Annotated in this window: 9 protein-coding genes and 3 pseudogenes; 9 read left to right on the top strand and 3 right to left on the bottom strand. The window is 68.4% G+C overall.

What is annotated here, in order from left to right:
• The 6 genes and pseudogenes from RM812_RS39055 to RM812_RS39030 form a co-directional block, all read left to right on the top strand.
• Window positions 1-595 (top strand): annotated as a pseudogene (locus RM812_RS39055) (hypothetical protein); the annotation flags it as partial.
• A 300-nt stretch (window positions 596-895) separates the two neighbouring features.
• Window positions 896-1,102 carry a hypothetical protein gene (locus RM812_RS39050; RefSeq protein WP_311585236.1) on the top strand — a complete coding sequence of 69 codons (207 nt, stop codon included), beginning with the start codon at window positions 896-898 and terminating at the stop codon, window positions 1,100-1,102.
• Window positions 1,099-1,563, top strand: a complete 465-nt coding sequence (locus RM812_RS39045; RefSeq protein ID WP_311585235.1) for an NUDIX domain-containing protein — start codon at window positions 1,099-1,101, stop codon at window positions 1,561-1,563. The genes RM812_RS39050 and RM812_RS39045 overlap by 4 nt, the downstream gene beginning before the upstream one ends.
• Window positions 1,560-3,551 carry an ABC transporter ATP-binding protein gene (locus tag RM812_RS39040; RefSeq protein ID WP_311585233.1) on the top strand — a complete coding sequence of 664 codons (1,992 nt, stop codon included), beginning with the start codon at window positions 1,560-1,562 and terminating at the stop codon, window positions 3,549-3,551. Before RM812_RS39045 ends, RM812_RS39040 begins: the two co-directional genes overlap by 4 nt.
• Complete coding sequence (locus RM812_RS39035) at window positions 3,548-4,114, top strand: M15 family metallopeptidase (RefSeq protein ID WP_311585231.1); 567 nt, start codon at window positions 3,548-3,550, stop codon at window positions 4,112-4,114. Before RM812_RS39040 ends, RM812_RS39035 begins: the two co-directional genes overlap by 4 nt.
• Window positions 4,107-5,009 (top strand): NUDIX domain-containing protein, encoded by a 903-nt coding sequence (locus tag RM812_RS39030; protein WP_311585229.1) that lies wholly within the window; start codon window positions 4,107-4,109, stop codon window positions 5,007-5,009. The genes RM812_RS39035 and RM812_RS39030 overlap by 8 nt, the downstream gene beginning before the upstream one ends.
• A gap of 223 nt (window positions 5,010-5,232) precedes the next feature.
• Here RM812_RS39030 and RM812_RS39025 read toward each other — a convergent pair whose 3' ends face one another.
• Window positions 5,233-6,792 carry an RICIN domain-containing protein gene (locus RM812_RS39025; protein WP_311585227.1) on the bottom strand — a complete coding sequence of 520 codons (1,560 nt, stop codon included), beginning with the start codon at window positions 6,790-6,792 and terminating at the stop codon, window positions 5,233-5,235.
• A 28-nt stretch (window positions 6,793-6,820) separates the two neighbouring features.
• Complete coding sequence (locus RM812_RS39020; RefSeq protein WP_311585225.1) at window positions 6,821-8,812, bottom strand: hypothetical protein; 1,992 nt, start codon at window positions 8,810-8,812, stop codon at window positions 6,821-6,823.
• Between the two features lie 437 nt (window positions 8,813-9,249).
• Here RM812_RS39020 and RM812_RS39015 point away from each other — a divergent pair, with 437 nt between their 5' ends.
• Both RM812_RS39015 and RM812_RS39010 read left to right on the top strand, forming a co-directional pair.
• Window positions 9,250-10,086, top strand: coding sequence for an IS5 family transposase (locus RM812_RS39015; RefSeq protein WP_311585239.1), 837 nt, complete (start codon window positions 9,250-9,252; stop codon window positions 10,084-10,086).
• 187 nt (window positions 10,087-10,273) lie between these two features.
• Entirely contained in the window at window positions 10,274-11,152 is an 879-nt protein-coding gene (locus RM812_RS39010; protein WP_311585223.1) for a GNAT family N-acetyltransferase, read from the top strand.
• A gap of 787 nt (window positions 11,153-11,939) precedes the next feature.
• Here RM812_RS39010 and RM812_RS39005 read toward each other — a convergent pair.
• Window positions 11,940-12,110, bottom strand: a pseudogene (locus RM812_RS39005) (pirin family protein); the annotation flags it as partial.
• Between the two features lie 114 nt (window positions 12,111-12,224).
• On the opposite strand from RM812_RS39005, the pseudogene RM812_RS39000 reads away from it, so the two are divergent.
• Window positions 12,225-12,340 (top strand): annotated as a pseudogene (locus RM812_RS39000) (tyrosine-type recombinase/integrase); the annotation flags it as partial.

Below are 12,340 nucleotides of genomic sequence, written 5' to 3'. Positions count from 1 at the left end.
CGGGGTCGCCGCCAGCACGGCCGGCCCGATTCCCGAGGACCCCACCCGGGGAGTGCGCAGCGCGAGCCTGTGGGTCCGCAGCGACGGAGCCCAGCTGGCCGAGCTGGTCGCCAAGGTGGACGCCGGCGAGCTCCGGCTCCACGTCGCCGCCCACCGCCGCCCCGCCGCGGCACCGCTCCCGCGGGCCGACCTCGACCAGGCCAAGCACGCAGCCGCCTCGCTCCTGGCCGCTCCCGAACCCTCGATCGCCGCGTTCCAGACCCGTGCCGGCCTGGCCGCCCTGGAACTCGACACCAACGGACCGCACACGCACTCGCTCGTCCCAGCTCTCACAGAAGTGGCCCGCCTCGACGCCTATGCCGCGTGTGACGTGCTGGGCCACCCGGCCGCCCGGGCGATCCTCGACACCGAGCGGGCATCTTCGCTCGGCTCGGCGGTCGCTCACGCAGGTCTCGGCGCCGACGCCCTGCCCGCGGACCACCAGCGGTCTCTGTCCGAGTCCGTCGCCCACGGCGAAGCCGAGCTGAGGCGACTTCTCCGAGACGACAAGGCGGCACCAGGCAATCCCCCGAAGGAGGTACCGCAACCCACATGAGTGATCGAAAACAGCATCACAGCCCGCCACACCCGGCCGCAGAAGGCGAGGGCCCAGTATTCGAATTCGCGTTCTAGATTTCGCCCGCCTCCACCCGTTACGGGGATGCGAGAACCCCCGTTACCCGATCACCAGTCCGCATCGCACCCGAGGAGCCCCCATGAATCCCGTACGCCTTCCTGTGCTCGTTCATCCCGCGTTCGAAAACGCCACCGGCATCTCGGGCACCCCTCGGCACTCCGCCGTCGACCGCAACGCCCGGTCCACCCGTTGGTCACGACCGGATACGGGGTTCCTGGCATGACCAGCGCCACCATCCCGCTGAGGCCGGCACATCCAGTCAAGGGGTATGGCCGTCTGCTCGTCGCGGCGGACCGGGCGCTGAGAGCGTTCGCTGCAACCGATGCCGCGAGCGCTCTCGCCTACGGTCTCCGGCACGGCGATGCCCTCGTGGCCGCGCGGGGCCAAGGCACCGTCGAACGCCTGGTACAGGAGGGCCGTCTGTGAGCGAGGAGCCTCACCTGCTGATCGCCGATGTCGCCCAGGTCCTGCTCCGGTTCGTCGGCGCCGCCCTGTGCGTGCGCCGCAAGGCGGATGCCGCCCTCGCACCGGGACAGCACACGCTCGTGGGCGGCCATCTGGAGCCCGGTGAACCACTCGATGACGCCGCGCGGCGCGAAGCGAAGGAGGAGACAGGGGTCCTCATCAACGCTGAACAGCAGGAGTTCTGCGGCCTCATCCACCACCACGAGCCGGGCAGCGGACTGGACCGGATCACCGCCGTGTTCGTAGCTCGGTCCTGCACTGGTGAGCCGTACAACGCCGAGCCGGACAAGCACGAAGGACTCTTCCGGGTGCCGATGAGACCGTCACCGGACTGCCACCCCTACACCGCCACGATCTTCCACATGCTCATCCACGGCCCGTCCTGCCGGGCCACCAACCGGCCTGCGGGAGGCGCCCGGTGAAAAGGTTCTTCGGACCGGTCACGATGGCCGACCCGCAGGTCTCCGACGCCGAACACGAGCTGTTCGGTGGCCCCCTGCGCTACGACATGGGCTGGTCCCAGCACGAGCACGCGACCTTGGACCTGACCATGATGTCGGCGCTGCGCTCCATGCCCACGCTCGTCGGCGCCACGCTGCGCATGGCGTGGCAGGCCGACCGGCGTGCCCTGCTCTCCGTCGGAATCAGCGAGATCGGGCAGGGCATCGCCGCTGCCGCCGGCCTGCTCGCCGTCAACGCCGTCATGCACGCCCTGCTCGCCGGCAGCGGCAGCGCCGCCGAGCGGCTGCACGCCCTGCTGCCCGGTCTCCTGGCCGCCGCGGTCATCGGCGTCGTCAACTCCACCCTGTCCGCCTGGTCCACCTCCCGCGCCGGGCGGCTGGAGCCCAAGGTGGAGCGGATCGCCACCACCCAGTACCTGGCCGCCGCAGCCAAGGTGGAACTGGAGGCCATCGACGATCCCGACTTCCGGCGGCTCGTGGACATCGCCCAGCACGGTCCCGGCTCCGCCCGCCGCATGATCAGCTCCTGCGTCGCCGCGCTGAACGGCCTCATCTCCCTGATCACCACCGCCGGTGTCCTCGCCCTGCTCCACCCTGCGCTGCTGCCCATGCTGATCCTCATCGCCGCCCCACGCGGCTGGGGCGCCATGCGCGTGGCCCAGGAACGCTACGTGTCGGTGATGAGCTGGATCGAGCACGTACGGGCCAGCCGCCTGATCGGCAACCTGCTCACCGAACGCACCGCCGCGCAGGAAGTCCGCCTCCACGCCGTCGGCCCCTTCCTCCTCAGCCGCTACGAGCGCATGGCCGAGAGCGCCGAAGCCGAGCAAGAACGCCTCGCCTCCAGCAAGGCCCTGACCGAGTGGGTGGCCTCCGCCCTGTCCGGCGTGGCGATGGCCGGGACCTACGGGGCCATGCTCTGGCTGATCAGGGCCGGGCACATGAGCCTCGCCGTCGCCGGGACCGCTGTCATCGCCGTACGTACCGGCTCGGCGAGCCTGGGCGCGCTGGTCATGAACATCAACCAGCTCCACGAGGAGAGCCTCTACGTCCGCGACCACGGCCGCTTCCTCAGCGAGGCCGGCCTGCGGACGCTGCCCGTCGGCGGGGCTCCCGTACCGGAACGCGTCAAGGAGATCGTTCTGGACCAGGTCACCTACCGCTACCCCGACCGGGACACGGCCGCCCTGGACGGGGTGTCCCTGACGCTGCCGATGGGGTCGGTGACCGCGGTGGTGGGCGAGAACGGCTCCGGCAAGAGCACCCTGATGAAGATCCTCTCCGGCATGCTGCTGCCCGCCTCCGGCACGCTGCGCTGGGGCGAGGCGGACCTCACCGAGCTCGACCGGGCCCAGGTCTTCGAGCGCGTCTCCCTGCTCACCCAGGACTTCCAGCGCTGGCCCGTGACCGCCGCGATGAACATCCGTCTCGGCCGCCCCGGCCACCCCGCCACGGACGACGACCTGAAGCCCTCGGTCGACTACGCCGTCGCCGGCCCCGTCATCGCCAAACTCCCCGACGGCCTGCGCAGCCTGCTGGCCCGCGTGTTCCGCGGCGCCATCGAACTGTCCGGCGGTGAATGGCAGAAAGTGGGCCTGGCCCGCACGCACTGGCGTAGCTCGACATCGCAGGCAGACGGCGTCCTCATCGTCGACGAGCCGACCTCCGCCCTCGACCCCGAAGCCGAGATCGAAGCCTTCGACCGCATCCGCCGCCTCGCCGCCCCGAACCGGGCCGTCGTCCTGGTCACCCATCGCATGTCCGGCGTCCGCCACGCCGACCACATCTACGTCCTCAACAACGGGCACCTCGCCGAGCACGGCACCCACGAGGAACTCATCGCCGCCCGCGGACGGTACGCCGCCATGTTCGACGCCCAAGCCGCCCAGTACGCCCCGACCGCGACCATCCCCCACCCCGCCGCGCCCACCGTCCCGGACCAGGTATGACCCGCTCGCCCGAAAGGCCCGCCGGCACCGACCTGCTGTTCATCGAGGGCTACCGTCCGCCGGCCCTACAGCAGCACTACTTCACCGAGTACCGGAACGAGCTGGCCGCCACCCACCCCGACTGGACAGCCGAGCAGCTGCACCAGGCCGCCAGCCGGTACGTGTCACCGCCAAAGATCGCGCCCCACTCCGCGGGCGCGGCCGTGGCCGTCACCCTCGCCGACCAGGACGGCCACGAACTCGACCTCGGCACCCGCATCAACGCCTCCCCCGAGGAGAGCGACGGCGCCTGCTTCACTCACGCCCCGAACCTCAGCGATCACGCGCGCCACCACCGCACGCTGCTGCTCAACGCCATGGAGAACGCCGGTTTCACGAACTACGGAACCGAGTTCTGGCACTTCTCGGTGGCGGACCGGTACGACGCGCTGATGCGGCAGAAGCCGCACGCGCGCTACGGACCGATCGAACTGCCTCAGCGCGCCGGCATCCTCGTCCACCCACGGTTGCGATCCCAAGACCGCAACGGACGGAACTCACCGAACGGAGGCACGTGTGCCTGACGACACCCAGCAGGCGATCCCAGCCGTCCCGAGCCCGGCGGCCGGAGACGAACCGCAAGAGCACCACATGCACCTGCTCGGGCGGTACTACCGTCAAGTGGAGGCAGGCCGCAAGACGATCGAAGTGAGGGTGGCCACCCCGCAGAAGCGCGCCGTCGCGGTCGGTGACACGGTCGTCTTCCACGACCGGGACACCGGGCGGGAACTCGACGTCGTCGTGCAGCGGATCACCTCGTACTCCTCCTTCGAGGACCTGCTCAGCTCGGAGGACACCGCGCGCGTCGACCCGGACGGGACGCCCGGCGCGTTGCTCGCCGACCTCCGCGGCATCTACCCGTCGGCCAAGGAAGCCCTCGGCGCTCTCGCCTTCGCGTTCGACCACCGCCCCGCCCGGCCCGGCCGCCCCATGCCGATGACGCCCGCGCAGTACGCGCAGACCGTCCCCCACCACACGGTGTACGGCTGCCTGTACATCCGCGACGAACACGACCGGCCGGTCCAGCTCCGCTCGGTCTACGGCTCACGACTCTGGCAATTCCCTGGCGGCAACCTGGACACCCCAGGCGAGGACCCGCTGCAGACCGCCCAGCGCGAGGCGGTCGAGGAGACCGGTCTCGAACTCGGTATGGACACGCCGAGGCTACTCCTGACGCACTTCCTGCATGCCGGGCCGCGCCAGCCGCTGAACAAGGTAGGGCTCATCTTCGACGGAGGACGGCTGACCGCCGAGCAGCTCCGCCGGATCCGCCTCGATCCCGCCGAGCACGACATGTGGGCCGTCCACGACCTCGCGACCTGGCAGGAGCTGATGGCGCCGCGCGCCTTCGCCCGCGTCGACGCCATCGAACGAGCCCGGCACGGCGAGGGCCCCGCCTACCTGATCACGCACACCTGATCCCCACCCGCGGCGTTCGCATAACCCGCCAGGAACTGTTGCCCACAACTCCGGCCCCGACCGGCTGGTCGGGCTCTTGGAGACCCAGCTCCAACCCGGCTACCCGTCTGGTTCTCGCCTTGGTCGCCCTCCATGCAACAAGCGGCACCGACCTGCGCAACCTCGTCCTCTCCGACGTGCTGCTCACCCGACGGCAACCTCTGATCCGCCGCCCTCACGGCCGTCACGTTGTCCACCTCAACGACACCACAGATGCCCTACTGCATGGCTGGCTCCGCTTCGTCGACCACGGTGTCGGCGTAGATCGGGTGAACCGCTGGTCCGCCTGGTCACCGTTGGGCGCCATGGTCAGCTCGGCGTTCTCCGCGTCTCCGTCTCGGGCGCTGATGGCCCATCCCGCCGGGTCCATGTCCTCGCGGACGATCTCGTCGACGTCGAGGGCTTCGGTCGTGGCGTCCTGGAAGAACCACCGCTGGGCGGCGTCCGACGCGTCGTAGTCGCGGCCCACCAGTTCCTCGTCGCCCTCGGTGTCGGCGGTGGAGAGCACCTGGCCGGTCGCGGCGTTCTGCAGGACCCAGGTGCCGTCCTGCATGTCGACGGCCGTCCACAGCTGGGAGTCCGCCTCGTACTCGGGCAGCAGCACAGCGGGCGCATTCGCGGCGCCGTACTCCAGGCCCATGTAGGTGTACGTCATCCTGTGGACCAGGGCGAAGTGGCCTGGCGACTCGGGAATCGGCTGCAGCATGAATCGCTGTTGACCCACACTGCTCCGTTCGACGCCGCGCACGGAGAGTCTGCTGCCGCCGCTACTGCCACGGCCCGATGGGTACGGTGCGTTGCCGCTCTTGGCATTACGCAGAAGTCTTGTCTCGCCTACGGGTACCTTCCGTGACTTCTTGGGCGGTTTGGGCGGCTCCCATGTCCCGGGTTCGTCGAAGGCGAAGGCAACGGGGTAATGATCGGAGAACCGCACCCGACTGAGCCGGCCCGCGCCCCGCAGCTGGACCTGAAGGTTCGGGTCCGACACGCGCGGCACCACGGCGTAGTCGTAGGTTCGTCCAGTCTGGCCGGGTGCGGGTACGACGGGGAATGTCGGTTCGGTCAGACTGTGGACGGCGTGCAACGTTCCCAGCTGCGCACGCAAGTTGCCCGCCTCCTGGTTGAAGTCGCCCATGAGGACCGAGGAGAGGGGGCCGCCGCCGTCGCCGGCGGTTCTCATCACGGTCCGGACCCGGTTCGCGAGGGCTGGTGCGTTGGCACCGCCAGGCGATACGGCATGCACGGTGAAGTGGACGGTGTCGCCGAGGCGCACGCCCAGAGCGGGCCGGCCCTGAGTCGGCTGATCCGGGGTTGTGAGCGTGGGAACAACGAAGACGCGGCCTTCGGCGGTCGGATTCGTCGCGGGGTCGTACACCCGCTCGCGCGTCCAGATGGCCAGGTTGACCTGACCGGCGCCTTCGGTTCTGGTGTCGGTGCGGAGCCAGTAGAGCCATCCGTCCTGCTGGGTCGCCGATCCGAAGGGGTACTCATAGACGTCCGGTGCCACCAGCTGACCGTCCTGCCCCCGCACGAGGTACTGCGGCCGTTGAGCCGTGCCGGGCGGTTGCGGGATGGTGTAGTGAGCCTGGGCGACTCCGCCGGGCGGCACGCCGGCCTCCTGCAGAGCGATGACATCGACGGGGGCCCCCGAGTCGATGATCCCTCGTACGCCCAGGTCCCACTTGTTCGCGTCGTTGTTCGCGTGGCTGATACCCGAACCGTGCATGTTCCAGGTGACCGCCACCCGGGCGTTTCTGGTCCGGGGATCGATGTCACCGCCGGTGTCCTTGAGGAACAGCGAGTGGCGCTTGCCCAGGTCGAGGGTGGCGACGCCCTGTCCTTCGAAGTCGGCCGTCTCCCGGCCGGTCCAGTCCGCGATCCCCTGACCGTTCTGGCCGAGGTGCTTGAACTCCCCCGGCTCGTCGCTGTCGGAGCCGAACTCGAACGCCGGTACCGGGCCGGTCCCCGTACGGTGCGTACGTCTCGAAGGGCCCGCCGGGCGTGGTCTGTTTGGTCAGTGTGTTGTTGTAGAAGACGTTCTGCGGACCCGAGGAACCAGACCACTTGCCCGCCTTGGGTCCCGCGGCCCACCAGATCGGGTACCAGGTACCTTCGTCGATCTCGCCGCCTTCGCCGCCGCAGTTCGACTCGCAGTTGGCTGAGCGGTGCTCGTAGGGGATCCGCACGGTGTTCTGCTCGAACAGGTTCTTGTGTTCCCAGCCACCGTGCAGGTTCAGGTCCGCGTCGAGGTCGTTGCGGAACGCGACGTTCCCACTGGCCGACCACTGGAAGGTGAAATGGCGGAGGTTACGGATCTGGTTGTGGGCCCACAAGGAGTCCCACACCCGGCTGCCGCGCAGGTAGCCGTTGCCGCCCTTGCCCTTGTTCCAGGCCCCGTCGAAGCTGTTGCGCTCGATCTGCAGGTTGCGCGCGTTCTCGGTGACGATCGGGTGCGAACCCGTCATCGTGGCCTTCAGTCCGCGGACCCAGCTGTTGGCGGCCCACTTGAACACGATGCCGTGCATCGCGTACTCGGGAGCCATGTTGCCGTAGTTGTTCCTCGCCTGCTCGGGCGTGAGCGAGTACGTCTCCTGACCACCGATCTTCGGCAGCCCGTCCATGTCCTGGGTGAAGGCGAAGTCCTCGAACCCGACGCCCTCCACGACCTTCAGCGGGGTGACCTTGCTGGCGTAGGGCTTGCCGCCGGCGTTGACCGGTGCCGAACCGTCGGACTCGGAGTCGACCGGGAGGTCCCACTCCAGCGGCCGGTCCACCGTGATCGTCTTCGCGGTGGTATCGACCCGGGTCAGCCGGAACATCTGCTGGCGCATGTGGAGGGCTTCCATCATGAGCGGATCGGTGATGCCCTGCTGCTCGTAGAACTTCTTGCTGTTGGCCGCACCGACCCAGACGTAGCCGCCTGACCTGAACCTCGTCATGTCGGCCTTGGCGTCCAGCCGTACGACGGTGCCGCCCCGCCGTGCCGAGTAACCGGGATCGTCGGCGGCCGCCAGAACCTTGACGCCGGAGACCCAGTGCTGGTTGATGCTGCCCTCGAAGAGGTCCTTGCGCATGGGGAGGCTGGACGCGGCCTCCCAGTCGTCCTGGTACCGGGTTGCCACGTCCCGGGTCTGCACCCGGAACATTCCGCGCCCAGGCCAGATCCAGCCGCCGTTGCCGATGTCCGGAGCGGCACCGGCCGCCATGGACTCCTGGTCCCAGCGCCCGTTGGTCACCTGGTCGTACCGGGTGCGCAGGTCGGGCCGGAACACCAGCCGGGTGCCACCGTCACCGGCCCCCTTGCCCCTGATGGTCAGGAAGCTGGCGTCGGCGTAGATTTGCCGGGTCACGTCGATTCGCCCGGACGGCAGCTCGATGAGGGAGCGCCGGTTGAAGCCGGCCAGGGGCGAGCACTCCTTCTTGACGAAGTCGATCGCCTGTTGCAGGCCGGTGGTGTCATCGGCCCCGTCGTCGGCGACCACCTCGTACTTGGAGGCGAGCAGTTCCGGGGAGATGCGGCAGGAGGCGAGGTCGGTCAAGTCCTCTTCGCCGTCCGGCAGCGGCAGGCCGCCCCGGTAACCCGCACGGGACCAGTCCGGCAGGCCGGGTCCGGGCAGGGAGCGGTTCTCGTAGGACAGGTCCGGTCCGGACGCGTCCGGTCCTTCCGCCGCCGTGGCCGCCGGGGCCGACGCACGGACCTTCGCGGGTGCCGCAGAAGCGGCCGTGGGTAAAGTCCCTCCCAGCAGCAGGCCGGCAAGAAGCACGGCCGCAGGCCTATGAATTCTCACGTGTCCTCGTATTTTCGCCTGTGACGTGAGGCCAGTCACGCCTCCAGAAGGCCCAGCACGGTGTCCGGGCAGCAGTGCACGCATCACCGCCGGCCAGTTGTACTCGCTCGGCACCGCACTGGCGCAGCTTCCAGGCCCGGCATGGCTTCGGTGTGCTGCTCCGCCACAGGAGGTGTCACAACTCGCCGACGACCCTGGTCCTTGTGGTGAAGCAAACATGAGGAAAGGGAGTGATGGTGGAGTCGCACCACAGTTGTCTCCTGGGGCCGACGATCAGCGCCGGCCTTCCCGCCTTTTGCGCAGCTGTCGCCCTGCCCGTACCGGGCTGGGCCGTGTGTCAAAAGTGGATCTTGAGGCGTGAATGATCTTGGTTCATGGCGCGGGGAGATCTGGCGGACGATCAGTGAGCGGCGCTGGAGCCATTGTTGCCAAAGGGCGTGAAGGCAGGTCGGCCGCCTGTCTGGTCTCGGCGGCAGCTCATCGACTGCATACGGTTCCGGGTCCGGACCGGTGTTCCGTGGCGGGACGTACCCGTCGAGTACGGGCCGTGGGGCCGGATCTACGACCTGTTCCGCCGCTGGCAACGGGATGGCACCTGGCACCGGGTCCCCACCCAGCTCCAGTCCCTGGCCGACGCGAAGGGTGCGATCACGTGGGACCTGAGCGTCGGCTCCACGGTATGCCGTGCCCATCAGCATGCGGCCGGGGCCCGGAAGCGGGGTGACCTGCAGAAGGAGTCACCGGGTGGCGTCTTCACCGAGCCTGGTGATCACGGGCTGGGGCGTTCGCGCGGTGGGTTCACCACCAAGCTGCACCTGGCCGTCGAGCAGGGGCAGAAGCCCATGTCGATCGTGGTGACGGCCGGGCAGCGTGGAGACTCGCCGCAGTTCGAACGGGTGCTGGAGAAGATTCGCGTGCCCCGCATCGGTCCGGGCCGGCCACGCGTCCGCCCCGATCGCGTGCGGGCCGACAAGGCGTACGCGTCCCGCAAGAACCGCGCCTACCTGCGCCGACGCGGGATTCGATGCACCATCCCGGACAAGGCCGACCAGGCCCGCAATCGCAAGAGACTCGGCGCTCGCGGCGGCCGGCCGCCCAAGTTCGACGCCCAGGATTACAAGGCTCGGCACGCGGTCGAATGTGGAATCAATCGTCTCAAAAGGCATCGTGCCGTGGCCACGAGATACGACAAGCTCGCGGTCCGCTATGAGGCGACCGTCCTCGTCGCGGCCATCAACGAGTGGCTGTGACCACACACGCGCACCGTCTTTTCGTTAATCCGTTGCCCAGGAGTCAATCGGCCAGCTAGGTTCACCCAGCCGCCTGCATTGGTGCAGGTCGGCGCTGTCGACGAGGAGGTGTGGAGCACATGCGCAGGAGTGCCCAGGAGTTGAGCTCGCGTACTGACCTTTGCCACCTCCTCTCGACGGAGACACCTTGTCCCTTCGCATCACTCCACTGACCGACCCCGCTCACGGGCCGCACGGCCGGCGTCTTGCCTGGTTGGCGTCGGACGCGGATTCCATCCCTGCCGGGACGGCCTTTCTGCGCCTGTTCGATGGCGGACAAAAGCACCTGGCTGACCTCGACCTCCGTGTTCATCCCGCGGAGCGCCGCAAGGGCGTCGGCTCCCGGCTCCTCAACACCGCCGTGGCCACCGCCCGGGACAACGCCCGACGCTGCGTTGTCGCGCAGGCCGAAGCCGGATCGCCCGGCGACCACTTCCTGGCAGCGCGCGGTTTCCGGAAGGTCCTCACCTTGAGGTTCACCCGCTTGCCACTGGCTGACGTGGATACCGCCGTCCTCGCCGAGATCAGCGAGCGTCCGCATCCCGGCTACCGGCTGATTTCATGGCAGGGAACCGTCCCCGACGACCTCGCCCAGACGTTCGCCGCCTCACGCCGCGCCATGGACGACATGCCCATGGACGACACCGAGTACGGCACCGTGACCTGGGACGTGGACCGCGTGCGGGCCGCGGCGAAGGCCGTCGAACAGCGCGGCGACCACCTGCACACCGTCGTCGCCATCGACGCCTCCAACGGCTCGATCGCCGGGTTCACCGAACTCGTCATCCCCGGCATCGGCGCAGGTGACGGCCAGCACTACGGCACCGGTGTGCTGCCCGAGCACCGTGGACACGGCCTCGGCCGATGGATGAAGGCCGAGTCGATCCGACAGGCCCATAGGGACTATCCGGACCTCGGTGGCCTCCTGACCGACACCGCCGACAGCAACACACACATGAGACAGATCAACGACGGTCTCGGCTACACACCCACGCACACGACACACCAACATCAGCTCGACCTTTAGCAGAGAGCGGACGGGCCGGACCGGGGCATCACCCCGCCCGGCCTGTCCGCGCTTTCGATACACGGCCTAACACCCGCGTATCACACAGCAATCACCAACTGGGCAGACCCTCTCGGACCAAGAGGCTCCGACCTGCGATTTCATGCCCGCGCTGGACTGGCATAGACGCCCCTGGACGGCTTCTACAACCTGTGCCATGTGGTCCCGCACATGCGGCGACTCGCATCAGGCGTCGCCCTGCCATCAAGATCCGGACCATACTCGGACCATCCAAGCCACAAAGGCTACCCTTTACCCCATCACCGCAGTTCAGGGGCGCGCAAGCGCTGTACCACCAGCAGACGAAGAACCTGCCAGTCACTCCCCGGCACAGCGTCCACGGATCGGGCCGAGCGGCGACTGCCGACGGTCAACGGCGACACCGAACTCTTGTGGGATCCCCACAGGGCGGCAGCGCGAAAAGCACTGCCCCTCTCCAACGCCTGACTCGGCCGGCGGCCAGGTCAGCATTGGCCCGACCCTTACCAACCCTGCAAGCACCTACGCAATCACCGGAACTGGGCAAAGGGCCTCTCAAACCCACCTGACAACGCGACAGCAAAGTCAGCATTGAGTCAGCAAGTGTCCTGCCAGAGCTGCCCACAGAAAGCCACACCGTGGGATCGCCAACCACTCCGGCCTGAGGCCAGCGAGCTGTTCAGGAGCTGTCCGACAGGTGGGTCAAAAACAGTGAGAATTGCTAACCGCCTATCCCCAGCGGTCAGCAAAACCGACGCATTACCGCGGGTCAGCGTACCCTTCCCCGCGGCTTTAGCGACGCCGCCGGCAGCGTCGGCGCGGGCAGTGGGACCCCGTCGTAGCCCTTCACTTCGCCGAACCGTGTCCCTTCCATCCAGTCCCGGCGGGCCTGAACGATCTCCTCCTGCGACCGTCCGATCCAGTTCCAGAACATATCGAGCCCTGCGCACATAACCGCAGGTCAGCGGCATGCCAGCCCTCTGACTCCCAGCAAACCGTCAGCATCGGTCGTGGAGGAGTCAGCAACATGGGGTCCACTGCCCTGGTTCGTGGGATGGGTTCGTTTTTCAAGGGGTGTGAGCATCCGCGGTCGCGGTGGTCGAAGTGTCCGCACCCGTACACGGTCCGGTATAGGTCGGCGGCCGGGAGGCAGGTGGAGGAGTCCGGGTT

The organism is Streptomyces lancefieldiae (assembly GCF_031845825.1).
Lineage (GTDB): Bacteria > Actinomycetota > Actinomycetes > Streptomycetales > Streptomycetaceae > Streptomyces > Streptomyces lancefieldiae.
This window is presented reverse-complemented; position numbering and strand designations above follow the sequence as displayed.